We start from the raw sequence: 25,044 nt of genomic DNA on the forward strand, positions 1-25,044 counted from the left end.
GGGCGCCGATGCGACAGCGCCGCGCGGGAAGGCGCGGCGCCGGGCTCGTGCGCGAACGGTTTTACTTCAGCGCGGCGAGTGCTGCGTCGTAGTTCGGCTCGTTCTTGATTTCGCCGACCAGCTCCGCGTGCACGACCTTGTCGTGCTCGTCGATCACGACGACGGCACGCGCCGTCAGGCCGGTCAGCGGGCCGCTCGTCACGTCGACGCCGTACGCCTGCGCGAATTCATGGCCGCGGAACGTCGACGCCGTCACGACGTTTTCGATGCCTTCGGTCGTGCAGAAGCGCGACGCCGCGAACGGCAGATCGCCCGACACGACGATCACAGCGGTGTTGCTGAGCTTCGCGGCGGCTTCGTTGAACTTGCGGGTCGACGTCGCGCAGGTCGGCGTGTCGAGGCTCGGGACGATGTTGAGCACCTTGCGCTTGCCGGCGAAATCGGCGAGCGACAGCGGCTTCAGGTCGCGGCCGACCAGCGAGAACGCGGCGGCCTGCTGGCCCACCGACGGGAACGTGCCGCTTACTTCGATCGGGTTGCCACCCAGCGTGACTTGACTCATGTTGTGCTCCGAAATTGCGTCAGTAATGACAATGGAACGCCCGCTTCTCAGCGGGCGCGTGAAGGTGCGTTACGGATAAAAAATCTGTACGCGGAAATTGGACGCCACCGCATTGCCGGTGTCGAGATGCACGATCATCGTCTGCGTTGCGTGCGCGGGCAGGCCGTCCGCGATCACGGTGCCGGGCGGCACGTAGTCCTGCGGCCACAGCACGCGCCGCACGGCGACGTTGTTCTGCTCGTCGAGCAGCGTGAGTTCGATCGCCGGGTAGGCGAGCGCGATGTTCATGCGGTTGTGCAACGGCATCTTCAGTTCGAGCTTGTGCGGGCCGTCGATCTGCCGCAGATCGGACGGCTCGACGAGCAGCCCCTCGATGTCGTGCGGCGGGCTGACCTGGCAGCCGAGATGCGCACACACCTTCGCGTAGAGGCTCTGCGAGCGCGGCACGTTGACCATCACGGCTTCGCGCTGCCACCACGCGAGTTGCGCAAGCAGCGCGATGACGAGTAGCGTCACGACGACCGCGCCGGCCACGAGCCAGCCGATACGCTTGCTCTCGGCGGGGCGGGTCTCGCGCATGACCGGGAACGGATCGGCGCCGCTGTTGACGGGGTTGACCGAGAACGGCTCGCCGCTCGACGCGGCGGGACCGCGGGGCGGACGGGGGCCGCCTGGCGCGCCGGTGCCCGAGCCGCCTGCTGCTGCTGTTGCCGCGGCTGCCTCGCCGAGGCCGGCGGCTGCGCCGAAATCGGCCACGCCCGAGCCATCGATGCCTGAGCCGATCGCGCCGAAATGCGGTTCGTTATCGGGGATGCCATGCAGAGGCACCGCCGGTTCGCGCAGCGCCGATGGCTCGACACGCCCGGTTTTGTGCCACACGCGCGGCGCTTCGTCGGCGGACGGCGGCACGGGCGCCGCGCGAGGCGCTTCGGCAGGTGGCGGCGCTTCGGCCGGCATGCGCCGCGCCGCGTCCGCAAGCCCGTCGTCTGACGGATAAGCAAACGGATCGGGCGGCGCATCGGCCAGCGTCGGTTCCTGCAGCGTTGGTTCCTGATCTCGCGGCAGCGGCGCAGTGAAGCCGCCGGTGGGCAGTTCCGGTTCGCTGGCGCGACGGGTCGGAGAGGTCGGGGCGGTTGGAGCGGAGGACGGCGCGTTCTTGCCGTTGTCGAGCGGTAGCGGTGCGAGCTGCATGCTGTCCGCGTGATGACGCAGACGGCTATCGAGCGTGCTGCCGGACGCGGAGGCCCACGAGTCCCGCGCTTCGGCGCCGGGGTTTGTCTCAGGTGCGCCGGCCAGCGCCTCGATGGCCGACGCGGCGACCGGTCTGGCGGTGGAGAGGTCGTCGCCCCCCCTGACGTCGAACAGACTGCCCGAGGCGTCGAACACCTCCTGGCAATGCCCGCAGCGCACGAGACCGCGGCGCTGCGCAAGCTGTGCCGGTTGCAGACGGAAGACGGTTTCGCAGAAGGGGCAACGCGTCGCCAGGAGCATATCGAGCCGTTGAGCCTGAGGCCGTTGGTTTGACAATACGCCTTATTCTAATGGCTTTCGCGGCGCGTTCCGGCGAGGCATACCCAGCCCTCGTGTTCGCGCCATACGCCGATATCGATCCAGCGCGCGTAGACCTGCGCGACTTCGTCCGCCTGGCGCGCGAGAATGCCCGACAGCGCGATGCGCCCGCCCGGCTTCACCTTCGACGCGAGCATCGACGCCATCAATTTCAGCGGATTGGACAGGATATTGGCGACCACGACGTCGAACTCGCCGGCGGGACACGCGTCGGGCAAGCCGTAGGCGACCTCGGCGTGGTTGCGCTCGCTGTTGTGGCGCGCCGACTCGACCGCCTGCGGATCGATGTCGATGCCGATCACCGGATTCGCGCCGCACTTCTTCGCGAGAATCGCGAGAATGCCGGAGCCGCAGCCGTAGTCGAGCACCGACTGGCCGGCCTTGACCGACTGCTCGATCCACTCCATGCACAGGCGCGTGGTCGGATGGCTGCCGGTGCCGAACGCGAGGCCCGGGTCCAGTTCGAGCACGAGCGCGTCGGGGTCCGGTGCGTCGTGCCAGGACGGCACGACCCAGATGCGCTCGCCGATCTGGATCGGATCGAACTGCGACTGCGTGAGCCGCACCCAATCCTGCTCCTCGACTTCGCGCACGCTGAACGACGGCGCCGCGTCGAGGCCGATTTCATTGGCCGCCGCGGTCAGCAGCACGGCCGGCTCGTGTTCCGGCGCGAGCAGCGCGATCACGCGCGAGCGCTGCCAGGCCGTGCGATCCGGCGTGAGACCGGGTTCGCCGAAGAGCGGCTGCTCGTCGGGCGTATCGGCGTCGGCGTCTTCGACCGAGACCGACAGCGCACCCAGGTCGAGCAGCGCGTCGGAGAGTTCCTCAGCGTGCTCGCGCGCCAGTTCGGCGACCAGTTCCCGATAGCTCATGACTTACGCTTCTTCCGGCGCGACCTGCTGACGCGCGGCCAACCGGTTTTCGAGGTAGTGAATGCTCGTGCCGCCCTCGACGAACTTCGCGTCGAGCATCAGTTCACGGTGCAGCGGGATGTTGGTCTGAATGCCTTCGACCACCATTTCCGACAGCGCGATACGCATGCGCATGATCGCCTGCTCGCGCGTCGCGCCGTAGGCGATCAGCTTGCCGATCATCGAATCGTAGTTCGGCGGCACGAAATACCCATTGTAGGCGTGCGAGTCGACGCGGATGCCGGGGCCGCCCGGCATGTGCCACGAGGTCAGGCGTCCCGGCGACGGCGTGAACTTGAACGGATCTTCGGCGTTGATGCGGCACTCGATCGCATGGCCGCGGAACTGGATGTCGCGCTGACGGAGCACGAGCTTCTCGCCGGCTGCGATGCGGATCTGCTCCTGTACGATGTCGACGCCGGTGATGAGTTCCGTGACCGGGTGCTCGACCTGCACGCGCGTGTTCATCTCGATGAAGTAGAACTCGCCGTTCTCGTACAGGAACTCGAAGGTGCCCGCGCCGAGGTAGCCCATCTTCTTGCAGGCGTCGGCGCAACGATCGCCGATCCGCTCGATCAGGCGGCGCGCGATGCCGGGCGCCGGCGCTTCCTCGATCACTTTCTGGTGGCGGCGCTGCATCGAGCAGTCGCGCTCGCCGAGCCACAGCGCGTTCCTGAACGAGTCCGACAGCACTTGGATTTCGATGTGCCGCGGGTTCTCGAGGAATTTCTCCATGTAGACCTGCGGGTTGCCGAACGCGCGGCCGGCTTCCTCGCGGGTCATGTTGACCGCGTTGACGAGTGCCGCTTCCGTGTGGACCACGCGCATGCCGCGTCCGCCGCCGCCGCCCGCCGCCTTGATGATGACCGGATAGCCGATCTGGCGGGCGATTTTCACGATCTCCTTCGGATCGTCCGGCAGCGCGCCTTCCGAGCCCGGCACGCACGGCACGCCGGTCTTGATCATGGTCTGCTTGGCGGTGACCTTGTCGCCCATCATGCGGATCGTTTCCGGACGCGGGCCGATGAAGGTGAAGCCGGACTGCTCGACGCGCTCGGCGAAGTCGGCGTTCTCCGAGAGGAAGCCGTAGCCGGGGTGGATCGCTTCGGCGTCGGTGACTTCGGCCGCGCTGATGAGCGCGGGCATGTTCAGATAGCTCAGATTCGAAGGCGCCGGGCCGATGCAGACCGCCTCGTCGGCGAGCTTCACGTACTTGGCTTCCTTGTCGGCTTCCGAATAGACGACGACCGTCTTGACGCCGAGCTCGCGGCAGGCGCGCTGGATACGGAGCGCGATCTCGCCGCGATTGGCAATGAGGATTTTTTCAAACATAGCGGGTTTTCGACTCATCAATGGGCGCCGGGTCGGTCATGACGCCGGCTGCCGCAGAGGATCGGTCGCGCGCCTCGGAACGAGCGGCGCGCGGGCGGCGAATGGTGCGTGCCGCGTTAGCCGACCACGAACAGCGGTTGGCCGTATTCGACCGCCTGGCCGTTTTCGACGAGGATTTCCTTGACCACGCCGGACTTGTCCGATTCGATCTCGTTCAAGAGCTTCATCGCTTCGATGATGCAGATGGTCTGGCCTTCCTTGACCGTGTCGCCGACCTGCACGAACGGATCGGCGCCCGGCGACGGCGCGCGGTAGAACGTGCCGACCATCGGCGACGTCACGACGTGACCCTGCGGCGCGGCGGCGGCCGGTGCCGCCGCCGCGGCTGCCGTGGCGGCCGACGCTTCGCCCGCCGCGGCCGGTGCCGGCGGCGCGAATTGCGGAGCCGCGTACGAGGCGGACGGTTGCACGTAAACCGGCGGCGCATTCTTGACGATGCGGACCTTGCCTTCGCCCTCGGTTACTTCGAGTTCGGAGATGCCGGACTCCGAGACGAGGTCGATCAGAGTTTTGAGTTTACGTAGATCCATCAGGTTGCCCCTTTCAATGCGTAGTGTGCCGGCCCGTGCAAGCGCAGTAGCCGGCTCAAATTGGACGTGTTTGGATTCAGCCGCGCGGCGAGCCGGCCGCGAGCCGGTCGAGCGCGAATTCGAGTGCGTACAGATACCCCTTCCAGCCAAAGCCGTAAATCACGCTTTCAGCCAGGTCGGAGAAATACGAGTGATGCCTGAACGGTTCGCGGCGATGCACGTTCGACAGATGAATCTCGACGAACGGGATGCCGACCCCCGCCAGTGCGTCCCGAATCGCCACGCTCGTGTGCGTGTACGCGGCGGGATTGATCAGGATGAAATCGGTTTTTTCCGCACGGGCCGACTGGATGCGGTCGACCAGCGCGCCTTCGTGATTGCTCTGGAACGACGCCAGCTCGACGCCTGCGTCGGCTGCGCGGTCTGCCAGCGCCTGATCGATCTGCGGCAGGGTCACGTGACCGTAGACCTCGGATTCCCGGGTGCCGAGAAGGGTGAGGTTAGGTCCGTGCAGTACCAGCAGTCGCGTCATGGTCGCTTCTTTTTCCGTGGAATTGCGCGCACTTTAGCGCTGATTAGAGAAACTTGTCTAGTTTCGCGCGCGTACGGAGCGCTTGCCGGCGCGGCGCGTCACCGCGCGGCGGACTCATCTTCACTCAAATCCACGGGATTCTCGCGCATTTTTACTCGTTCCGCGCGAAATCGGGTACTAAAAGGCGGCAGCAAAAGAAACCGGGAATTTACAGCGTATCGAGCGTCTGACGGAGCGCCTTGGGGTCGATCTGTCCCAATTTTGTCGAGCGGATGTTGCCTTTTGCGTCGATCACGACGGTAAACGGCAAGCCGCCCGCGTTGTTGCCGAAGGCGCGCGCAAGGTCGGCGCCGCCGAAACCGGTCACGTAGATCGGATAGGCCACCTTGACCTTCTGCAGGAACGCCTCGATGTTCTTTTCCGAGTCGACGCCCAAGCCGACGAACTGGATGCCTTTCTTCTGGTACTCGCGCTGAATCTGCGACAGCTCGGGCATTTCCTCGACGCACGGCCCGCACCACGAGGCCCAGAAGTTGACGACGACCGGGTGTCCCTTGAGCAGGCTCAGCGACTGCGGCTTGCCGTCGACGCTCGTGACCGGCGCGGCCCACAACTGCTCGACCGCGCTCCGAGGCGTGTCGGACTGCGCGCCGCCCTGCGCCGCGTACGCGGCGTCGGCATCGCGATTGAACCAGTGATTGGCCAGCACTCCGCCGCCTGCGGCGACCAGCGCGACCACCGCGCTTGCCAGAATCCGTCTCGTGTTCATTGTCGCTCTGCTTTGTTTCAGTTCAGTTGGTGAAGGAGGTGATTGCGCCGTCGTCGAGCAGCGCCTGCACGGCCTGCAGATTGGCCCGTGCCGTGCGGCCGCGCGCATCGGCGCGCACCGCGCCGCGCAGATCGTCGGTTTCGTATAGCGCGACGTGGATGCCGACCGGCTCCGCGTCGCGCTCGTCCGGGGGGCGCCAGAGGAAGCTCAGCGTTTCGACGTAGCCACGGCCCGCGAAATGCCGCGTTTCCGACACGTCGTACTGGACGTTCGCGTTCAGCAGATGAATCGCGACTTCCTTCGGGTTGTCGCAGAACACCTGCAGATGCACGTCCGAATGCTCGCCGGCCGTGCCGCCGAGCACCGCGCCGGTCAGATACGGATTGAACGGCGCGAGCCGCTCCATCCAGTCGACCGCGATCACGCGCAGCCGTCGCAGCAGCGCCGGCTGGCTGTCGCCCTGAAACAGCGATTGATACTCGCGGATTTCCGCTTCGATCTGATCGTTGTCCGGCAGCCATTCGCCGGCAACACGACTCTCGCCGACGACCTGCCGGGCCGCTTTGCGCTTCGCGGTGGCGTAGTCCAGACCGTCTTCGGCAATCATGCGGGCAGCCGCGATGGCGATTTCCTCGCGCACGCGCTGCGGATCGAAATGTGATTTGCGGACCATCCGTCCATGATACTAGATCGAGGTTGGCGACGCGGTTCGGCGGGGTGCGGCGAACCGGCTGCGCGAGCCGCGTCGGTTACAATAGGCGTCCTTTGCAGACGGTCGTTCCGGCCGTCCTGCGGCACTCCCATCCCTCGCAAAAAAACGCCCGCGCGGCACGACAGGCTTATGCACATCCACATCCTCGGCATCTGCGGCACCTTCATGGGCGGTCTCGCGGTGCTCGCGCGCAACGCAGGCCACACGGTGACCGGCTGCGACGCCGGCGTCTATCCGCCGATGAGCACGCAGCTCGAGGCGCAAGGCATCGGTCTGATCGAGGGTTACGACGCGGACCAGCTGAACGGCCTGAACGCGGACCTGTTCGTGATCGGCAACGTGGTCTCGCGCGGCAATCCGCTGATGGAAGCGATTCTCGACCGTGGCCTGCCGTACGTGTCCGGTCCGCAATGGCTCGGCGAGCACGTGCTGAACGGCAAGTGGGTGCTGGCGGTGGCGGGCACGCACGGCAAGACCACCACGAGTTCGATGCTGACCTGGCTGCTCGAAGACGCGGGCCTGAACCCCGGTTTCCTGATCGGCGGCGTGCCGCTCAATTTCGGCGTGTCGGCGCGGCTCACCGATTCGAGCTTCTTCGTGATAGAAGCCGACGAATACGACACCGCGTTCTTCGACAAACGCTCGAAGTTCGTCCATTACCGCCCCAAAACGGCGGTGCTGAACAATCTCGAATTCGATCACGCCGACATCTTCCCCGATCTCGCCGCGATCGAAACGCAGTTCCATCATCTGATCCGCACGGTGCCGGGCCTCGGGCGCGTCGTCACGAACGGCCGCGAGGACGCGCTCGAACGCGTGCTCACGCGCGGCTGCTGGAGCGAGGTCGAGCGCTTCGGCGTGCAGGGCGGCTGGGACATGCAGCCGGCCGAGCAGGGCGTGCCCGTCGACGAGCGCTTCGCCGTCTATCACAACGGCGAGCGCGTCGGCGTGGTCGACTGGCAGGTGCAGGGCGAGCACAACCGCATGAACGCGCTGGCCGCGATCGCCGCCGCGCGCCACATCGGTGTGCCGCCCGCGCAGACCGCGAAGTCGCTGTCGGGCTTTCGCAACGTGAAGCGCCGCATGGAAGTGCGCGGCAGCGTCGACGGCGTGACCGTGTACGACGACTTCGCGCACCACCCGACCGCGATCGAGACGACGGTGGCCGGCTTGCGCGCGCGCGTCGGCCGCGACAACACGCGGATTCTCGCGGTGCTCGAACCGCGCTCGAACACGATGAAGCTCGGCGTCATGAAAGCGCAACTGCCGGCGAGTCTCGCCGACGCCGACCTCGTGTTCGGCTACGGCGCGCCGGCCGGCCGCGACGCGCTCGGCTGGAATCTAGGCGAAGCGCTCGCGCCGCTTGGCGGCAAGGCGCAGGCATTCGCCGATCTCGACGCGCTCGTCAAAGCGGTGGTTCACGCCGCGCGCCCCGGCGATCAGGTGCTCGTGATGAGCAACGGCGGCTTCGGCGGCGTGCATCAGAAGCTGCTCGACGGCCTTGCCGCGCGAGGCGCGGCGTGATTCTCTATCTGCACGGTTTCCGTTCGTCGCCGAATTCGTTCAAGGCGCGCGTCATGGCGGCGCGGCTTGCCGAGCTGGGCCGCAGCGACGAATGGTGCTGTCCGATGCTGCCGGTGTCGCCGCTGGAAACGGTCGCGCTCGTCGAGTCGCTGGTGGCCGAGGCCCGCGCGACGGGCGCGATGGCATCCGCCGCGAAGCCGGTGACGGTGATCGGCAGCTCGCTCGGCGGCTATTTCGCCACGCACCTCGCCGAAAAGCACGGCTGGCCGGCCGTGTTGCTGAACCCGGCGGTCGTGCCGCAGCGCGATCTGAGCGCCTATCTCGGCGAGCAGCCGTTGTGGCACGGCGGCGGCAGCATCGTCGTCGAGCCGCATCATCTGGATGAGTTGCGTGCGCTCGGCATCACGTCGATCACGCGGCCCGAACGCTATTATTTGATGGCCGCCACCGGCGACGAGGTGCTCGACTACCGCGAAATGCTCGCGCACTATCCGGGCGCGCGCACGAAGCTGATCGAAGGCAGCGACCATGCGATCAGCGAGTTCGCGCAATACGTCGACGACGTGCTGGCGTTTTGCGACGCCAGCCACGTCGAGCCGCCGGCGCCGCGTGAGGCGGCCTGAATTGACCCCGCGGGCGCGCGTATCGCGCCGCGGACCACTACCACGAACACGTTGCCGTGCCGCGCACGCAGTGACCGATCGCAGAACGGGATCGGGCGCGCCGGCAGATGCAAGTCAGAACGAGAGTATTGAGTGAACGTTTTCTTCGAGGAATCGGGCAGTTTCAAGGCCGGCAGCGTGCTGTCGCGCCAGGGCGATGCGTTTCAGGTCGAGTTGCCGGGCGGGCGGCGCGCGAAGGTGCGCGCGAAGGACGTGCTGATCGAATTCGAGAAGCCGGCCGCGGCCGAATTGATGCAGCAGGCCGACGCGCTTGCGCAGGAGATCGATCTCGATTTCCTGTGGGAATGCGCGCCTGAGGACGAATTCCCGTTCGCGACGCTCGGCGCCGAGTATTTCGGCGAGAGCTTCGGCGCGGCCGAACGCGCGGCGCTCGTGCTGCGCATGCACGGCTCGCCGGTGTATTTCCGCCGCAAGGGCCGCGGCATGTATCAGCGCGCGCCGCAGGAGCAGTTGAAGATGGCGCTCGCGGGTCTCGAACGCAAGCGCCAGCAGGCGCTCGTGCAGGCACAGTACGAAGACGAGCTGAAGGAAGGCCGTCTGCCGGAAGCGTTTACCGGCAACAAGGCGCTTGCGCTGCTCACGAAGCCCGACAAGAACACGATCGAATACAAGGCGCTCGAAGGCGCCGCGGCCGCGCGCGGCATTTCGCAGGCGCGCCTGTTGCTCGAATGCGGCGCGATCGCTTCGCCGCGTGCGCTGCACGAAGCGAAATTCCTCTCCGAGTTTTTCCCGCACGGCACCGGTTTCCCGGCGGTCGCCGCCGCGAACGTGCCCGACGATCTGCCGCAGGCCGACGTCGAAGCGTTCTCGATCGACGACATCACGACCACCGAAATCGACGACGCGTTTTCGGTCGAGCATCTGGCCGACGGTCGCGTGCGCATCGGCGTGCACATCGCCGCGCCGGCGCTCGGCATCCAGCGCGGCGACGAGGTCGACGCGATCGCGCGCGCACGGCTCTCCACCGTCTATATGCCCGGCGACAAGATCACGATGCTGCCCGACAGCGTGGTCGAAACTTTTACGCTCGGCGAGGGCGACTATCGGCCGGCGCTGTCGCTGTATGTGATCGTCAATCGCGAGACGCAGGAGATCGTCGCGAGCGAAACGCGCGCCGAGCGCGTGTTCGTGAAGAACAACCTGCGCCACAACACGCTCGACGAAGTCGTCACCGAAGAGGCACTGGCCGAAGGCGCGGGCGAGTATCCGCATAAGGACGACATCGCGGTGCTGTGGCCGTTCGCCCAGGCGCTGTTCGAAAAGCGCCAGGCCGCGCGCGCCGGCTATGGCTTGCGCCGCGAAGTGCAGCGCAATACCGATTTCAATTTCTACGTCGACGGCGAGCATGTCACGATCACGCCGCGCCGGCGCGGCTCGCCGCTCGACACGATCGTCGCCGAACTGGCGATTCTCGCGAACTCGTCGTGGGGCGCGTTCCTGCACGATCACGGCGTGCCGGGCATCTATCGCACGCAGCGCGCGTTCGGCGCGCCGAGCGGCCCGAAGCGCACGCGCATGCAGACCAACGCCGCGCCGCACGAAGGGCTCGGCGTCACGCAGTACGCGTGGAGCACCTCGCCGCTGCGCCGCTACGTCGACCTCGTGAACCAGTGGCAACTGATCGCCTGCGTACAGCACGGCGTGACCGCGAAGCTGGCCGCGCCGTTCAAGCCGAAGGACGCCGATCTGTTCGCGGTCGTGCAGGGCTTCGACGACACCTACACCGCGTACGCCGATTACCAGCGCCGCATGGAGTACTTCTGGTGTCTGCGCTGGCTCAAGCAGGAGAACCGCAAACAGGTGGTGGCGTCGGTCGTGAAGGGCGACCTCGTGCGTCTCGAAGAAATTCCGCTGCTGCTGCACGTGCCGGGCCTTGGCGTGCATGCGCGCGGCACGCGTTTGCAGATGGAAGTCATGTCGATCGACGAGTTGACGATCGAAGCGTCGGTGCGTCTATTGCACGTGCTCGATGCACCGACCGTGACGAGCGGCGCGGAAGCCGACGAAGCGGACGAGGGCGAGGAAGAACTGCTCGACGCCGCCGACGATAGCGCCGCAAGCGAAGCCGAGGCCGAAGCCGAAGCGGGGCTCCCGGACGACAACCCCAACGGCGAGTCCGCGTCGGCCGAGGCAAACGGCGACGAGAACAACAATGGAAGCGACGGCGCAGCCAACCCCACGGACGCCGAACAACACCTCACGGAGCCGGGACGATGAGCGGCAATCAGACGCGCGACCGCTACGCGGTCATCGGCAACCCTATCGGCCATAGCAAGTCGCCGTTCATCCACGGACGCTTCGCGGCGCAAACCGGCGAGCCGATCGACTACGGTCCTCTGCTCGCCCCGGTCGATGCGTTCGTGCCGCACGTGCGCGCGTTCATCGAGGCGGGCGGGCGCGGTCTGAACGTGACCGTGCCGTTCAAGCTCGACGCGCATGCGTTCGCGACCACGCTATCGCCGCGCGCGGCGGCGTCCGGCGCCGTGAACACACTGCGCGTCGACGCGGATGGCATCTACGGCGACAACACCGACGGCTTCGGCCTCGTGCGCGACATCGAGGTCAATCTCGGCGTGCCGCTGAAGGGCGCGCGCATCCTGCTGCTCGGCGCGGGCGGCGCGGCGCGCGGCGTCGTGCTGCCGATGCTCGACCGCGCGCCGCACACGCTGACGATCGTCAATCGCACGGCGGAAAAGGCCGAGGCGCTGGTCGAGCAGTTCGCGCAGGCCGCGCGCGACGCGCACTGCAATCTGGCGGGCGGCAGCGCGCGCGCGATCGAAGCGGGCCAGTACGACGTGATCGTCAACGCGACGGCGGGCAGCCTCGACGCGTCGCTGCCCGAGTGCGACGAGCGCGCGTTCGGCAACGGCACGCTCGCCTACGACATGATGTACGGCGCGCATCCGACGGTCTTCATGGAGCACGCGGCGAAGCTCGGCGCGCGCGGCGCGGACGGTCTCGGCATGCTGGTCGAGCAGGCCGCCGAATCGTTTTACGTGTGGCGCGGCGTGCGTCCGGACGGCGCGCCGGTGCTCGCCGAATTGCGCGCGCTGCTGACGGCGTCGTCTCCCGCCTGAGCGCGATGACGGCGACGCGGCGCGTGAGCGGTTCGCGGGGCCAGTCCGGCCTGCTGCGCTGGCTCGCCTGGCTGATCGCAGTGTTTGCGATCGCCTGGCTCGCGACGCAGGCGTTCTACTTTGCGCAGATCGCGGTCTGGAACGTCGTCGATCCGCGTTCGACGGCCTTCATGCGCTCGGACGCGTGGCGTCTGTCGCAGGATCGGCCGGACCTCTCGGTGCAGCGCAGCTGGGTGCCGTACGAGCAGATTTCGCGCAATCTGAAGCGCGCGATCATCGCCTCCGAAGACGCGAACTTCGTCAACAACAACGGCTACGAAACCGACGCGATTCTGCAGGCGTGGGAGCGCAACAAGGCGAAGGGCCGCATCGTGCGCGGCGGCTCGACGATCACGCAGCAGCTCGCGCGCAACCTGTTTCTGTCGCGCGAGAAGAGTTACATCCGCAAGGGGCAGGAGCTCATCATCACGTGGATGCTCGAAACGCTGATGGACAAGCAGCGCATCTTCGAGATCTATCTGAATTCGGTCGAATGGGGCAACGGCGTGTATGGTGCCGAGGCCGCCGCGCAGTACTACTACAAGACCTCGGCGAGCAAGCTCACGGCCGCGCAGTCGGCGCGGCTCGCCGTGATGCTGCCGAATCCCCGATATTTCGACGAGCACCGCAATTCCGCCTATCTCGCGCAGCGCTCGCGCGTGATCGCGCGACGCATGGGCTCCGCCGAATTGCCCGAGTGAATCGCCGCGCGCCACTCGTGCGCGAGCGCCCCAAACCCTGTTTTCCCGCAGTCTGAAGCCCGCCGCGCGCGGGCTTTTTTGCGCCTGAAACCCACGCGTGCCAGGCATCGCTAAACACTTGATTGGCAACTAAAATCTCATTATTTGGACTCAACATTCACATATTGGTGATTCCAGAAAGTCGCCCTACAATCCAGCTCAACATGCACCGCGATCCGGAACGCTCAGCGCTCCGGCCACGCCGGTAGCAACAGCAAAAAACTGGAGACGAGGCTCACCATGCAAAGACCGCATCCTTGCGGCGTCGCAGGCATCCCTGCCGCGCACATCCCCGTCCTGTTCTCCAGTCCCGCGCGCTAAGCGCAACACCATCGAAAGCGAATCGCCATGAACAAAGCGATGCCTACCCACGCCGTCAACGTGTCCGAGGACGATCCCGCCGCGAGCGCCACGCCGCGCAAGGCCGACGCGGTCGGCGTTGCCGCCACCGCCAGCGTTGCCGCGAAAGCGTCGCGTCCCGTCGCGCGGCCGGGCACCGTCGACGGACTCGGGCTGCCCGTCACGCTGCTGGAGATCACGCCGCAGCAGGCCGGCACGCAGACGCTCCTGCGCGGGCTCGCGATTCTCGAAGCGGCCGCCGCCGGCGTGCGCGATCTGCGCAGCTTCGGCGCCGCGCTCGGCACGACGCGCAGCACCACGCACCGGCTCGTCAGCAGTCTCGTGCAGGCGCGCTATCTGCGGCAGGTGCAGGGCGGCTATCTGCTCGGGCCGAAGCTGATCGAGCTCGGCACGATCGCGCTCGAACAGATGCCGCTGACCGCCGTCGCGCGTCCGCATCTGGAATCGCTCGCCGAGCAGACGCTCGACACGATCCACCTCGGCGTGCGCGACGGCGACGACGTGCTGTACATCGACAAGATTCCCGGCACGCGCGGCCTCGAAATGCGCTCGCGCGTCGGCCATCGCATGCCGCTCGCGTCGACCGGCATCGGCAAGGCGATGATGCTCGACCTTGGCCCCGACGCGTGGCAGTCGCTGTTCGACGCGTCGCGCCGCGCGCTCGCGGGCGTCAGCTTCAAGCCCGACAACCGCCCCGACGCGCCGACCTTCCTGCAACGCATGACCCACTACGCGGCCGGCGGCTACACCTTCGATCTCGAAGAAAACGAAGCGGCGATCCGCTGCGTCGCGGCGCCGGTGCGCGACGCGTCGGGGGCGATCGTCGCGGCGCTGTCGGTGGCGAGCACGATTCCGTACATGCCGCTCGAACGCATGGACGAACTGATTCCGGTCGTGCAGCGCGAGGCGCGCGCGATCTCGGAAGAACTCGGTTGGCGCGCTCCGCAACCGGCAACCCGCAGGATCAAGCGATGACACGAGCGGGCACCGCCACCGTGGCGAACCACGAACGCGCCGTCGATAGCGGCATCGATAGCGGCGCCGACGCCATCGACTTCGCGCGCGCCGCGCTGATCGCGCTCGACTGGGGCACGACGTCGCTGCGTGCCTATCTGTACGACGCGCAGGGCCGCGTGCTGGCGACGCGCGCATCGACGGCCGGCATCATGAATCTGCCGCGCAGCGCGGCCGAAGGCGGCTTCGACGCTGCCTTCGACGATGCCTGCGGCGCCTGGCTCGCGCGTGCGAGCGGCGTGCCGGTGATCGCGGCGGGCATGGTCGGCAGCGCGCAAGGCTGGCTCGAAGCGCCGTACGTCGATACGCCCGCCAACGCCGACGCGCTCGTGGCCGGCATCGTCCGCGTGAAGGCGGACAATGGCGCGACGCTGCATATCGTGCCGGGCGTGTTGCAGCGCGGCGATCTGCCCAACGTGATGCGCGGCGAGGAGACGCAGATTGTCGGCGCGCTCAGCGAAGACGCGGGCGCCGCGAACGACGCGGCCGGCGATGTGGCTAACACCGTGGCCAACACCGCGGCCAACCCCGCTCGCTCGCTGATCGGCCTGCCCGGCACGCACGCGAAATGGGCGGTCGTGCAGGCGGGACGCATCGAGCACTTCCATACGTTCATGACGGGCGAGGTATTCGCCGCGCTGCGCGAGCACACGATTCTCGGCCGCACGATGGTGACGCCCGACCGTCCGGATACCGAAGCATTCCTGCGCGGCGTGAGCATCGCGCGCGAAAACGGCCAGGCCGGCCTGCTCGCGACCGTGTTCAGTACGCGCACGCTCGGCCTCACCGCTCAGTTGCCGAGCGAAGCGCAGCCCGACTATCTCTCGGGCCTGCTGATCGGGCACGAGCTGGCCGGCCTCGACGCGGTGCTCGCGCAGCAGCAGGATTCGCTCGCGCGCCAGAGTCTGCGGCTGATCGGCAACGAGGCGCTGTGCGAGCGCTATCGCCTCGCGCTCGCGCAATTCGGCTGTCAGCGGGCGCAACTGGTCAAACATGCAACCGAGCGCGGCCTGTGGCGCGTCGCGAGCGAGGCGGGGCTCGTCGATCCGTCCGCCCGCGCAGCAAGCACAGCGAGCGCAGGCTAACGGGACGACCGACCGGCGACGCGACCGCACATCCAACAAGGAACCGACATGCAACCCCACATCAACCTGCCCGCGCCGTACATGCCGCACGCGGGACTGATCGCCGCGTTCGAAGCCTGTCCGCTGATCGCGATCCTGCGCGGCGTGACGCCCGCCGATGCGGCCGATCACGGCCAGGCGCTCTACGAAGCCGGTTTTCGCATCGTCGAAGTGCCGCTCAATTCGCCGCAGCCGTTCGACAGCATCGCCGCGATCCGCAAGGCGCTGCCGGCCGATGCGATCGTCGGCGCGGGCACGGTGCTGCATCCGGTATTCGTCGACGAAGTCAAAAAGGCCGGCGGCGAACTCATCGTGATGCCGCATAGCGACCCCGAGGTCATCCTCGCCACGAAGGCGCGGGGCCTCGCGTGCGCGCCCGGCGTCGCGACGCCGACCGAGGCGTTCATCGCGCTGAAAAACGGCGCGGACGTGCTGAAGATGTTCCCCGCCGAGCAGCTCGGCAGCCATGTCGTGAAGGCCTGGCGCGCGGTGATCGCGGCGCAGGTGCCGCTCGTGCCGGTCGGCGGCATCACGCCGGACAACATGGAGCCGTTCCTGAGCGCGGGCGCGAACGGCTTCGGGCTCGGCTCGGCACTCTACAAGCCGGGCCAGAGCGCGGCCGTGACCGCCGCGCATGCGAAGGCGTACCTCAACGGCTTGCGGAGCGCCCGCGCGGGCGCGAAGAAATGAACCGGCTCGCCGGCAAGGCCGCTCTCGTGACCGGCGCCGGACGCGGCATCGGCGCGGCGATCGCGCTCGCGTTCGCGCGCGAGGGCGCGGCGGTCGTGCTGGCCGAGCTCGACCTCGACGCGGCGCAGCGCACGGCCGCGCGGATCGACGCCGAAGTTGGCAGCGGCGCCGGTGCACGCGTGCTCGCGGTGCAGACCGACGTGACGCAGGCGGCCTCGGTGCAGCATGCGGTGAGCGTTGGCGAACGCGCTTTCGGCGCGCTCGACGTGCTCGTCAACAACGCGGGCATCAACGTGTTCTGCGATCCGCTGACGATGACCGACGCCGACTGGCGGCGCTGCTTCGCGGTCGATCTCGACGGCGTCTGGAACGGCTGCCGCGCGGTGCTGCCGGGCATGGTCGAGCGCGGCTCGGGCAGCATCGTCAATATCGCCTCGACGCACGCGTTCAAGATCATTCCGGGCTGCTTTCCGTACCCGGTCGCGAAGCACGGCGTGATCGGCCTCACGCGCGCGCTCGGCATCGAGTACGCACCGCGCAACGTGCGCGTGAACGCGATCGCGCCCGGCTACATCGAGACGCAATTGACGCACGACTGGTGGAACGGGCAGCCCGATCCGGCGGCGGCGAAACAGGCGACGCTCGACCTGCAGCCGATGAAGCGCATCGGCCGCCCGGAAGAAGTGGCGATGACCGCGGTGTTCCTCGCCTCGGACGAGGCACCGTTCATCAACGCGAGCTGCATCACCGTCGATGGCGGGCGCTCGGCGCTATATCACGACTGAAACCGTCTCGCCGCAACGGGACGGACCGAACCCGGACGACGCGCTGGCCGCGTGTGTCAGACCGGTACAAGAAGACGCGGCCGATTACCTTCTCGTTATCAATTAGTCAGGAGACACGCATCATGAAACGTAGAATTTTCCTCACGCTGGCAGCGGCGGCGGCGGGTGTGCTCTTCAACGCACCGGTCGTGCAGGCCGCTGATCAGGTCAAGATCGGCTTCCTCGTGAAGCAGCCGGAAGAGCCCTGGTTCCAGGACGAATGGAAGTTCGCCGAGATCGCCGCCAAGGAGAAGGGCTTCACGCTCGTGAAGATCGGCGCGCCGTCGGGCGAGAAGGTGATGAGCGCGATCGACAACCTCGCCGCGCAGAAGGCGCAGGGCTTCGTGATCTGCACGCCCGACGTCAAGCTCGGGCCGGGCATCGTCGCGAAGGCGAAGGCCGACGGCCTGAAGATGATGACGGTCGACGACCGTCTCGTCGACGGCGCGGGCAAGCCGATCGAGTCGGTGCCGCATATGGGCATCTCGGCGTACAACATCGGCAAGCAGGTCGGCGACGGCATCGCCGCCGAAATCAAGAAGCGCGGCTGGGACATGAAGGACGTCGGCGCGATCGACGTGACCTACGAGCAGCTGCCGACCGCGCATGACCGCACCACCGGCGCGACCGACGCGCTGGTCGCCGCGGGCTTCCCGAAAGCGAACGTGATCGCCGCGCCGCAGGCGAAGACCGACACCGAAAACGCCTTCAACGCCGCCAACATCGCGCTCACGAAAAACCCGCAGTTCAAGCACTGGGTCGCTTATGCGTTGAACGACGAAGGCGTGCTGGGCGCGGTGCGCGCCGCGGAAGGCCGCGGCTTCAAGGCCGACAACATGATCGGCATCGGCATCGGCGGCTCGGACTCGGCGTTGAACGAGTTCAAGAAGCCGCAGCCGACCGGCTTCTACGGCACGGTCATCATCAGCCCGAAGCGCCACGGCGAGGAAACCTCGACGCTGATGTACGACTGGATCACGCAAGGCAAGGAACCGCCGAAGCTCACGCTGACGACCGGCATGCTGGCGACGCGCGACAACGTCGGCGAAGTGCGCGAGAAGATGGGCCTCGCGGCGAAGTAAGCGTGGTGCTTGCTGTGAGATGAAGTACGCCGCCGGCGCGCCGTTTTTCCTGCCATCGGGCAGGGCGGCGTGCCGGCGGCAGGACATAGGAGGCGAAGTGTCAGCGACGCTACGTTTTGACAATATCGGCAAGGTTTTTCCAGGCGTGCGCGCGCTCGACGGTGTGTCCTTCGACGTTCACGCGGGCCAGGTTCATGGCCTGATGGGCGAAAACGGCGCGGGCAAATCGACGCTGCTGAAGATACTCGGCGGCGAGTACCAGCCCGATTCGGGCCGCGTGATGATCGACGGCAACGAGGTGCGCTTCGCGAGCGCGGCGGCCTCGATCGGCGCCGGCATCGCGGTGATTCACCAGGAACTGCAATACGTCCCCGACCTCACGGTCGCGGAAAATCTGCTGCTCGGCGCGCTGCCGAACTCGCTCGGCTGGGTCAACAAGCGCGAGGCGAAGCGCTTCGTGCGCGAACGCCTCGAAGCGATGGGCGTCGCACTCGACCCGAACGCGAAGCTGCGCAAGCTGTCGATCGCGCAGCGGCAGATGGTCGAAATCTGCAAGGCGCTGCTGCGCAACGCGCGCGTGATCGCGCTCGACGAGCCGACCAGCTCGCTCTCGCATCGCGAGACCGAAGTGCTGTTCAAGCTCGTGCGCGATCTGCGCGCCGACAACCGCGCGATGATCTACATCTCGCACCGCATGGACGAGATCTACGAGCTGTGCGACGCCTGCACGATCTTCCGCGACGGCCGCAAGGTCGCCTCGCATCCGACGCTCGAAGGCGTGTCGCGCGACACGATCGTGAGCGAGATGGTCGGGCGGGAAATTTCGGATATCTACAGCTATTCGGCGCGGCCGCTCGGCGAGGTGCGCTTCGCGGCGAAGGCGATCGAAGGCCATCCGCTCGCGCAGCCGGCCAGCTTCGAGGTGCGGCGCGGCGAGATCGTTGGCTTCTTCGGACTCGTGGGCGCGGGGCGCAGCGAACTCATGCACCTCGTGTACGGCGCCGAGCACAGGAAGGGCGGCGAACTGCTGCTCGACGGCAAGCCGATCAAGGTGCGCAGCGCAGGCGAAGCGATCCGGCACGGCATCGTGCTGTGTCCGGAAGACCGCAAGGAAGAGGGCATCGTCGCGATGGCGACGGTCGCGGAGAACATCAACATCAGTTGCCGCCGCCACTATCTGCGCGCGGGCATGTTTCTCGACCGCAAGAAGGAAGCGGAAACCGCGGACCGTTTCATCAAGCTGCTCAAGATCAAGACGCCGAGCCGCCGCCAGAAGATCCGCTTCCTGTCGGGCGGCAACCAGCAGAAGGCGATTCTGTCGCGCTGGCTCGCCGAGCCCGATCTGAAGGTCGTGATTCTCGACGAACCGACGCGCGGCATCGACGTCGGCGCGAAGCACGAAATCTACAACGTGATCTATCAGCTCGCGGAGCGCGGCTGCGCGATCGTGATGATTTCGTCGGAATTGCCGGAAGTGCTCGGCGTCTCGGACCGGATCGTCGTGATGCGCCAGGGCCGCATTTCCGGCGAGCTTGCGCGCAAGGATGCGACCGAGCAGTCGGTGCTGAGCCTCGCGCTGCCGCAAAGCTCGACCGCGCTGCCTGATGACATAAACGCGAACGCGAGCACGAACGCAAACGCAAGCGCCGCCAACCAGGGCGGGTCGCGCGCGGCCTGAACCTTATCTGGACGCAAGTCCACAACCCGTGAGGAACGGGAGGAGTATCGAACATGCAAGCCAGAGAAAACCTCGCGCAGCAGGCCGCCAAGAGCGCGGCCGATGCGCTGATTCCACAGCCCGGCGACAAGGCGAAGTGGTGGCAGCAGATCACCGAGTACAGCCTGATCGTGATCTTCGTCGTGATGTTCATCACGATGTCGCTGACCGTCGATCACTTCTTCTCGATCGAGAACATGCTCGGCCTCGCGCTGTCGATCTCGCAGATCGGCATGGTCGCCTGCACGATGATGTTCTGTCTCGCGTCGCGCGACTTCGACCTGTCGGTCGGCTCGACCGTCGCGTTCGCCGGCGTGTTGTGCGCGATGGTGCTCAACGCGACCAACAGCACGTTTATCGCGATCGTCGCGGCGGTCGCGGCCGGCGCGGTGATCGGCTTCGTCAACGGCGCGGTGATCGCCTATCTGCGCATCAACGCGCTGATCACGACGCTCGCGACGATGGAAATCGTGCGCGGCCTCGGCTTCATCGTCTCGCATGGCCAGGCGGTCGGGGTGTCGTCGGATACGTTCATCGCGTTGGGCGGTTTGACGTTCTTCGGCGTGTCGCTGCCGATCTGGGTCACGCTGCTCTGCTTCATCGTGTTCGGCGTGATGCTGAACCAGACCGTGTACGGCCGCAACACGCTCGCGATCGGCGGCAATCCGGAAGCGTCGCGGCTCGCCGGTATCAACGTCGAGCGCACGCGCGTCTACATCTTCCTGATCCAGGGCGCGGTGACCGCGCTGGCCGGCGTGATCCTCGCGTCGCGCATCACCTCGGGGCAGCCGAACGCGGCCGAAGGCTTCGAGCTGAACGTGATCTCGGCGTGCGTGCTCGGCGGCGTGTCGCTGCTCGGCGGCCGCGCGACGATCTCCGGTGTCGTGATCGGCGTGCTCATCATGGGCACGGTCGAGAACGTGATGAACCTGCTCAATATCGACGCGTTCTATCAGTACCTCGTGCGCGGCGCGATCCTGCTCGCGGCCGTGCTGCTCGACCAGTTGAAGAATCGCGGCGCGCGCGACTGATTCGCTTTCACCTCATCTCACGCTCATAAAGGAACCGAACGATGTCGTCTCCGGCCAATGCAAACGCGAGCCTCGCGGATACCGCCTACGCGCGCTATCCGAGTCTCGCCGATCGCACGGTATTGATTACGGGCGGCGCGACCGGCATTGGCGCATCGTTCGTCGAGCACTTCGCGGCGCAGGGCGCGCGCGTCGCATTCTTCGATATCGATACGGGCGCGGGCGAAGCGCTTGCCGATCGGCTCGGCGATTCGCAGCACAAGCCGCTGTTTCTCGCCTGCGACCTGACCGATGTCGACGCGCTGCAAAAAGCGATCGCCGACGTGAAGGCCGTTTTGGGCCCGATCCAGGTGCTCGTCAACAACGCGGCGAACGACCGGCGTCACCAGATCAGCGAGGTGACGCGCGAGTCGTTCGACGCGGGCATCGCCGTGAATATCCGCCATCAGTTCTTCGCGGCGCAGGCCGTGATGGAGGACATGAAGGCCGCGCGGAGCGGCTCGATCATCAACCTCGGCTCGATCAGCTGGATGCTGAAGAACGGCGGCTATCCGGTGTACGTGATGTCGAAGTCGGCGGTGCAGGGTTTGACGCGCGGCCTCGCGCGCGACCTCGGCCACTTCAATATCCGCGTCAATACGCTGGTGCCGGGCTGGGTGATGACGGACCGGCAGAAGCGCCTCTGGCTCGACGACGAGGGCCGCCGGCAGATCAAGGAAGGCCAGTGCCTCGACGCCGAGCTGATGCCGGCCGACCTCGCGCGCATGGCGCTGTTTCTCGCCGCCGACGACAGCCGCATGATGACCGCGCAGGACGTCGTCGTCGATGGAGGCTGGGCATGAGCGCCGCACCGGATGTGCAACGCGCCACGCTGCTGCTCGACGCGAAGTGCGAGCTGGGCGAAGGCGCCACCTGGTGCGCGCAAAGCGGCCGCCTCTACTGGACCGACATCGAAGGCGCGCAACTGTGGCGCTACGATCCGGCCACCGGCCGCAGCGAGTCGTTCGGGATGCCCGAGCGACTCGCGACGTTCGCGCTGTGCGCGAATCCGCGCTACGTGCTGGTCGGTCTCGCGTCGCATCTCGCGTTTTTCGATCTGGAAAGCGGCACGACGCAGCGTATCGTCGATGTCGAAGCGGACCTGAACACGCGCCTGAACGATGGCCGCTGCGACCGGCAAGGACGCTTCGTGTTCGGCACCAAGGACGAGAGCGGCACGCTGCAGCGAGTGGCGGGCTTTTACCGGCTCAATCGCGATCTGTCGCTCGAACGCCTGCCGTTGCCCGCGCCGGCGATCTCGAACAGCATCGCGTTCAGCCCCGACGGCGCGACGATGTATTACTGCGATTCGCCGACGCGTGAGATTCGCGCGTGCGACTATCGCGCGGACGGCAGCATCGCCAACGATCGCGTGTTCACGCGCCTGACCGACGCGCACGGCTTGCCCGACGGTTCGAGCGTGGATAGCGAGGGCGGCTTGTGGAACGCGCAGTGGGGCGGCGCGCGCGTGGTGCGCTATGGTCCCGACGGCGTGGAAACCGAGCGCGTCGAGGTGCCGGCCACGCAGCCCACCTGCGTCGCGCTCGGCGGTTCGGCGTTGGGTCAGGCAGGCGGTCAGGCCGCGCTCGACACGCTGTACATCACGAGTGCGTATGCCGAGCTCGATGCGGCGGCGCGCGCGGCCGATGCGTTCGCGGGCGGCGTATTCGTCGCGACGCTGGCGTGGCTCGGCGTGCCCGAGCCGCTGTTTCAGGGTTCGCCGGCATAGCGTGCAACGATGCGGTGCCGGCCGCGCGCCGGGGCCGTGCCCGTGAAGGCGGAGTCGCAGCGGAAGTCGGCGTCGCGGTGCCGGTGCGGTGCGCGGGTTCGGTGCGTAGTTCGGAACGTAGCGAGCCTGCCCGCGCTGCCGTGGCGAACCGCGGTTGGAATCAGAACAGGCAGTAGCGGCAATAAATCGGCAATGAAGCAGCAATAAAGCAGCAAGCAGCAACAAATCGGCAGCATGTAGTTCGTTCGGACCCGAGGCGACCCAGTCATAAAAAATCGCCCGCAGCATCCGTCAGCCCTGACGGCAATGTCCCACGCCTCTCGATGGAGCCAGATATGACTGTTGCGAATCTCGTTTCAGCCTCATCCCCTACCTCGCAGACCCGGCGCTCGCGCCTCGCCGCGGCGGCCAATCCCGTGCTGGCGGGGCCGAGCACGTCGGCGGTGGCGGTCGGCGAAGGCAGCGCCGGCGATATCGCCTGCGTCACGCTCGCCAACGCGCATTTGCGGCTCGACGTTGCGCCGACGCTCGGCGGCGGCGTGACCCGCTTCGACTGGCGCGACGACGGCGCGCTCACGCCGATCTTCCGGCGCTGCCGGCATGTCGGCGCCGACACGCAGCCGAACCAGCTGGCCTGCTATCCGCTGCTGCCGTACTCGAACCGGATCGGCGGCGGCCATTTCAGCGTGGCGGGGCGGCGCGTCGACGTGCCGCGCAACCGCGCCGACGAGCCGCTGCCGATTCACGGCGACGGCTGGCTCTGTGCCTGGCAGGTGCTCGACGCGGACCGCGAACACGTGCGTCTCGCGCTTGACCGCAGCGACGGCAAACCCTACGCGTTCCGCGCGACGCAAACCTATACGCTCGACGGCCCGACGCTCGTCGTCGAACTCGAAATCGAAAACGCCGGGCGCGAGACGCTGCCGTTCGGGCTCGGCGTGCATCCATTCTTCGTGCGCGACGCGGACACCGAACTGTCGGCGGCGGCCGGCGGCCTGTGGCTGTCGGGCGACGACTGGCTGCCGGTGCGCCACGTGCCGGCGCCGCCCGCGTGGCAGTTTGGCGTTGCATATCCGCTGCCGGAGACGATCGTCAATCATGCGTTCACGGGCTGGAGCGGCCAGGCGGCCGTGGTGTGGCCGAAGCGCCGGCTGTCGCTGAACATCGCCGCCGACACCGACTACTACGTGCTGTACACACCGCCCGGCGAAGACTTCTTCTGCTTCGAGCCGGTCGATCACCCGATCAACGCGATGAATCTCGCCGGCGGCGCGAGCGAACACGGCATGACGCTGCTCAAGCGCGGCGAGCGCCTGACGCGCCTGTTCCGCTTTACGGTCGAGCGCACGGGCTTGCGCTCGATGCCGGGCGGGCGCCGGGCGCGGCGTCGGCAATAAGGGGGCGGCGGTTGCGCCGCGACCGGGCACGGGCGCTATCGCGGGCGTCACACAATCCGCAGGTAAAATACGCGCCTCTTCCGATTACCGGCTCGCCGCGAGACCCACCATGTCCCATTTCATCCAGACACTCAACGACGCCTGGCGGCGCACCAACTCGCTGCTGTGCGTCGGCCTCGATCCCGAGCCCGGCAAATTTCCGGGCGCGCTCGCGGGCCGGTCCGATGCGATCTTCGAGTTCTGCCGCACGATCGTCGATGCGACCGCGCCGTACGCGTCGTCGTTCAAGCCGCAGATCGCCTACTTCGCCGCGCATCGCGCGGAAGACCAGCTCGAACAGCTGATCGCCCATATCCACGCGAATCATCCGGGCTTGCCGGTGATTCTCGACGCGAAGCGCGGCGACATCGGCAGCACCGCCGAGCAATACGCGCGCGAGGCGTTCGAGCGCTACCGGGCCGACGCGGTGACGGTCAATCCGTACATGGGTTTCGATTCGCTCGAGCCGTATCTCGAACACGAGGGCAAGGGCGTGATCGTGCTGTGCCGGACCTCGAACGCGGGCGGCTCCGATCTGCAATTCCTCGAAACGGGCGGCCGTCCGCTGTATCAGGTCGTCGCGCACCTGGCGGCGGACAAGTGGAATGCGAGCGGCCAGCTCGCGCTCGTGGTCGGCGCGACGTTCCCGAAGGAAATCGAGGTGGTGCGCGGGATTGTCGGCGAGATGCCGCTGCTGATTCCGGGCATCGGCGCGCAGGGCGGCGACGTGCAGGCGACCGTCACTGCCGGGCGGACCGCGAACGGCACGGGGATGCTCATCAATTCGTCGCGCGCGATCATCTACGCGGGCAAGGGCGAAGACTTCGGCGAGGCTGCGGCGCAGGCCGCGAAGACAACGCGCGACCGGATCAACGCGTTCCGCTAAGGCGCGAGGGGCAGTTTGGGCTGGGCGCGAGGGACGGAAGCGTGGGCCAGAAGCGCGGCCTACAATCTTGGG

24 protein-coding genes are annotated in these 25,044 nt (G+C 67.1%); 16 read left to right on the forward strand and 8 right to left on the reverse strand.

From position 1 onward, the window contains the following. Nucleotides 1-61: 61 nt before the first annotated feature. The 8 genes from tpx to F3J19_RS27505 all read right to left on the reverse strand — a co-directional run bounded on the left by tpx (nucleotide 62) and on the right by F3J19_RS27505 (nucleotide 6,938). The gene (tpx, locus tag F3J19_RS27470; protein ID WP_167048770.1) at nucleotides 62-562 is read right to left on the reverse strand and encodes a thiol peroxidase; all 501 of its coding nucleotides are present in this window, start codon (nucleotides 560-562) and stop codon (nucleotides 62-64) included. A 69-nt stretch (nucleotides 563-631) separates the two neighbouring features. Beyond that, nucleotides 632-2,053, reverse strand: coding sequence for a zinc-ribbon and DUF3426 domain-containing protein (locus F3J19_RS27475; protein ID WP_167048772.1), 1,422 nt, complete (start codon nucleotides 2,051-2,053; stop codon nucleotides 632-634). Nucleotides 2,054-2,100: 47 nt separating this feature from the next. After that, complete coding sequence (prmA, locus tag F3J19_RS27480) at nucleotides 2,101-3,003, reverse strand: 50S ribosomal protein L11 methyltransferase (protein WP_167048774.1); 903 nt, start codon at nucleotides 3,001-3,003, stop codon at nucleotides 2,101-2,103. 3 nt (nucleotides 3,004-3,006) lie between these two features. Beyond that, on the reverse strand, nucleotides 3,007-4,374 hold the full coding sequence (gene accC / locus F3J19_RS27485; RefSeq protein ID WP_167048776.1) for an acetyl-CoA carboxylase biotin carboxylase subunit: 1,368 nt from the start codon (nucleotides 4,372-4,374) through the stop codon (nucleotides 3,007-3,009). 116 nt (nucleotides 4,375-4,490) lie between these two features. Continuing rightward, complete coding sequence (gene accB / locus F3J19_RS27490; protein ID WP_167048778.1) at nucleotides 4,491-4,964, reverse strand: acetyl-CoA carboxylase biotin carboxyl carrier protein; 474 nt, start codon at nucleotides 4,962-4,964, stop codon at nucleotides 4,491-4,493. Between the two features lie 76 nt (nucleotides 4,965-5,040). Beyond that, entirely contained in the window at nucleotides 5,041-5,496 is a 456-nt protein-coding gene (gene aroQ / locus F3J19_RS27495) for a type II 3-dehydroquinate dehydratase (protein WP_167048780.1), read from the reverse strand. A gap of 208 nt (nucleotides 5,497-5,704) precedes the next feature. Then, nucleotides 5,705-6,265 (reverse strand): TlpA disulfide reductase family protein, encoded by a 561-nt coding sequence (locus tag F3J19_RS27500; RefSeq protein ID WP_167048782.1) that lies wholly within the window; start codon nucleotides 6,263-6,265, stop codon nucleotides 5,705-5,707. A 22-nt stretch (nucleotides 6,266-6,287) separates the two neighbouring features. Then, complete coding sequence (locus F3J19_RS27505) at nucleotides 6,288-6,938, reverse strand: UDP-N-acetylmuramate--alanine ligase (protein WP_167048783.1); 651 nt, start codon at nucleotides 6,936-6,938, stop codon at nucleotides 6,288-6,290. 168 nt (nucleotides 6,939-7,106) lie between these two features. Here F3J19_RS27505 and mpl point away from each other — a divergent pair, with 168 nt between their 5' ends. The 16 genes from mpl to pyrF all read left to right on the forward strand — a co-directional run bounded on the left by mpl (nucleotide 7,107) and on the right by pyrF (nucleotide 24,972). Next, nucleotides 7,107-8,501, forward strand: a complete 1,395-nt coding sequence (gene mpl / locus F3J19_RS27510) for a UDP-N-acetylmuramate:L-alanyl-gamma-D-glutamyl-meso-diaminopimelate ligase (protein ID WP_167048785.1) — start codon at nucleotides 7,107-7,109, stop codon at nucleotides 8,499-8,501. Next, nucleotides 8,498-9,124, forward strand: coding sequence for a YqiA/YcfP family alpha/beta fold hydrolase (locus F3J19_RS27515; protein ID WP_167048787.1), 627 nt, complete (start codon nucleotides 8,498-8,500; stop codon nucleotides 9,122-9,124). Before mpl ends, F3J19_RS27515 begins: the two co-directional genes overlap by 4 nt. Before the next feature lie 132 nt (nucleotides 9,125-9,256). Beyond that, nucleotides 9,257-11,401 (forward strand): RNB domain-containing ribonuclease, encoded by a 2,145-nt coding sequence (locus tag F3J19_RS27520; RefSeq protein ID WP_167048789.1) that lies wholly within the window; start codon nucleotides 9,257-9,259, stop codon nucleotides 11,399-11,401. After that, on the forward strand, nucleotides 11,398-12,261 hold the full coding sequence (gene aroE / locus F3J19_RS27525) for a shikimate dehydrogenase (protein ID WP_167048791.1): 864 nt from the start codon (nucleotides 11,398-11,400) through the stop codon (nucleotides 12,259-12,261). Before F3J19_RS27520 ends, aroE begins: the two co-directional genes overlap by 4 nt. Nucleotides 12,262-12,266: 5 nt before the next feature. Beyond that, nucleotides 12,267-13,001 carry a monofunctional biosynthetic peptidoglycan transglycosylase gene (mtgA, locus tag F3J19_RS27530; protein ID WP_167048793.1) on the forward strand — a complete coding sequence of 245 codons (735 nt, stop codon included), beginning with the start codon at nucleotides 12,267-12,269 and terminating at the stop codon, nucleotides 12,999-13,001. A gap of 387 nt (nucleotides 13,002-13,388) precedes the next feature. Beyond that, a complete protein-coding gene (locus F3J19_RS27535) occupies nucleotides 13,389-14,375 on the forward strand; it encodes an IclR family transcriptional regulator (protein WP_167048795.1) in 987 nt (328 codons plus the stop codon). After that, complete coding sequence (locus F3J19_RS27540) at nucleotides 14,372-15,499, forward strand: 2-dehydro-3-deoxygalactonokinase (RefSeq protein WP_167048797.1); 1,128 nt, start codon at nucleotides 14,372-14,374, stop codon at nucleotides 15,497-15,499. Before F3J19_RS27535 ends, F3J19_RS27540 begins: the two co-directional genes overlap by 4 nt. Nucleotides 15,500-15,547: 48 nt before the next feature. Next, nucleotides 15,548-16,228 (forward strand): 2-dehydro-3-deoxy-6-phosphogalactonate aldolase, encoded by a 681-nt coding sequence (locus F3J19_RS27545; protein ID WP_167048799.1) that lies wholly within the window; start codon nucleotides 15,548-15,550, stop codon nucleotides 16,226-16,228. Further along, nucleotides 16,225-17,013, forward strand: coding sequence for an SDR family oxidoreductase (locus F3J19_RS27550; protein WP_167048801.1), 789 nt, complete (start codon nucleotides 16,225-16,227; stop codon nucleotides 17,011-17,013). Before F3J19_RS27545 ends, F3J19_RS27550 begins: the two co-directional genes overlap by 4 nt. A 122-nt stretch (nucleotides 17,014-17,135) precedes the next feature. Then, complete coding sequence (locus tag F3J19_RS27555) at nucleotides 17,136-18,134, forward strand: arabinose ABC transporter substrate-binding protein (protein WP_167048803.1); 999 nt, start codon at nucleotides 17,136-17,138, stop codon at nucleotides 18,132-18,134. Between the two features lie 97 nt (nucleotides 18,135-18,231). Then, on the forward strand, nucleotides 18,232-19,812 hold the full coding sequence (gene araG, locus F3J19_RS27560; protein ID WP_167048805.1) for an L-arabinose ABC transporter ATP-binding protein AraG: 1,581 nt from the start codon (nucleotides 18,232-18,234) through the stop codon (nucleotides 19,810-19,812). A gap of 53 nt (nucleotides 19,813-19,865) precedes the next feature. After that, on the forward strand, nucleotides 19,866-20,882 hold the full coding sequence (gene araH / locus F3J19_RS27565; protein WP_167048807.1) for an L-arabinose ABC transporter permease AraH: 1,017 nt from the start codon (nucleotides 19,866-19,868) through the stop codon (nucleotides 20,880-20,882). 41 nt (nucleotides 20,883-20,923) lie between these two features. Further along, entirely contained in the window at nucleotides 20,924-21,724 is an 801-nt protein-coding gene (locus F3J19_RS27570) for an SDR family oxidoreductase (protein ID WP_167048809.1), read from the forward strand. Then, nucleotides 21,721-22,650 (forward strand): SMP-30/gluconolactonase/LRE family protein, encoded by a 930-nt coding sequence (locus F3J19_RS27575; RefSeq protein WP_167048811.1) that lies wholly within the window; start codon nucleotides 21,721-21,723, stop codon nucleotides 22,648-22,650. The genes F3J19_RS27570 and F3J19_RS27575 overlap by 4 nt, the downstream gene beginning before the upstream one ends. Before the next feature lie 335 nt (nucleotides 22,651-22,985). Further along, complete coding sequence (locus F3J19_RS27580; RefSeq protein WP_167048813.1) at nucleotides 22,986-24,047, forward strand: aldose 1-epimerase; 1,062 nt, start codon at nucleotides 22,986-22,988, stop codon at nucleotides 24,045-24,047. Nucleotides 24,048-24,156: 109 nt separating this feature from the next. After that, on the forward strand, nucleotides 24,157-24,972 hold the full coding sequence (pyrF, locus tag F3J19_RS27585; protein ID WP_167048815.1) for an orotidine-5'-phosphate decarboxylase: 816 nt from the start codon (nucleotides 24,157-24,159) through the stop codon (nucleotides 24,970-24,972). Nucleotides 24,973-25,044 lie beyond the last annotated feature (72 nt).

It is taken from the genome of Burkholderia sp. Ax-1724 (assembly GCF_011752995.1).
Classification (GTDB): Bacteria; Pseudomonadota; Gammaproteobacteria; order Burkholderiales; family Burkholderiaceae; genus Paraburkholderia.

Coding starts and splice junctions, on each gene's coding strand:
- F3J19_RS27550 (WP_167048801.1), top strand. CDS start 16,225: ATGAACCGGCTCGCCGGCAAGGCCGCTCTCGTGACCGGCGCCGGACGC.
- F3J19_RS27500 (WP_167048782.1), bottom strand. CDS start 6,265: ATGAACACGAGACGGATTCTGGCAAGCGCGGTGGTCGCGCTGGTCGCC.
- F3J19_RS27580 (WP_167048813.1), top strand. CDS start 22,986: ATGACTGTTGCGAATCTCGTTTCAGCCTCATCCCCTACCTCGCAGACC.
- F3J19_RS27505 (WP_167048783.1), bottom strand. CDS start 6,938: ATGGTCCGCAAATCACATTTCGATCCGCAGCGCGTGCGCGAGGAAATC.
- F3J19_RS27545 (WP_167048799.1), top strand. CDS start 15,548: ATGCAACCCCACATCAACCTGCCCGCGCCGTACATGCCGCACGCGGGA.
- aroQ (WP_167048780.1), bottom strand. CDS start 5,496: ATGACGCGACTGCTGGTACTGCACGGACCTAACCTCACCCTTCTCGGC.
- araH (WP_167048807.1), top strand. CDS start 19,866: ATGCAAGCCAGAGAAAACCTCGCGCAGCAGGCCGCCAAGAGCGCGGCC.
- F3J19_RS27475 (WP_167048772.1), bottom strand. CDS start 2,053: ATGCTCCTGGCGACGCGTTGCCCCTTCTGCGAAACCGTCTTCCGTCTG.
- accC (WP_167048776.1), bottom strand. CDS start 4,374: ATGTTTGAAAAAATCCTCATTGCCAATCGCGGCGAGATCGCGCTCCGT.
- aroE (WP_167048791.1), top strand. CDS start 11,398: ATGAGCGGCAATCAGACGCGCGACCGCTACGCGGTCATCGGCAACCCT.
- F3J19_RS27535 (WP_167048795.1), top strand. CDS start 13,389: ATGAACAAAGCGATGCCTACCCACGCCGTCAACGTGTCCGAGGACGAT.
- mpl (WP_167048785.1), top strand. CDS start 7,107: ATGCACATCCACATCCTCGGCATCTGCGGCACCTTCATGGGCGGTCTC.
- accB (WP_167048778.1), bottom strand. CDS start 4,964: ATGGATCTACGTAAACTCAAAACTCTGATCGACCTCGTCTCGGAGTCC.
- mtgA (WP_167048793.1), top strand. CDS start 12,267: ATGACGGCGACGCGGCGCGTGAGCGGTTCGCGGGGCCAGTCCGGCCTG.
- F3J19_RS27575 (WP_167048811.1), top strand. CDS start 21,721: ATGAGCGCCGCACCGGATGTGCAACGCGCCACGCTGCTGCTCGACGCG.
- F3J19_RS27570 (WP_167048809.1), top strand. CDS start 20,924: ATGTCGTCTCCGGCCAATGCAAACGCGAGCCTCGCGGATACCGCCTAC.
- prmA (WP_167048774.1), bottom strand. CDS start 3,003: ATGAGCTATCGGGAACTGGTCGCCGAACTGGCGCGCGAGCACGCTGAG.
- pyrF (WP_167048815.1), top strand. CDS start 24,157: ATGTCCCATTTCATCCAGACACTCAACGACGCCTGGCGGCGCACCAAC.
- F3J19_RS27540 (WP_167048797.1), top strand. CDS start 14,372: ATGACACGAGCGGGCACCGCCACCGTGGCGAACCACGAACGCGCCGTC.
- F3J19_RS27555 (WP_167048803.1), top strand. CDS start 17,136: ATGAAACGTAGAATTTTCCTCACGCTGGCAGCGGCGGCGGCGGGTGTG.
- tpx (WP_167048770.1), bottom strand. CDS start 562: ATGAGTCAAGTCACGCTGGGTGGCAACCCGATCGAAGTAAGCGGCACG.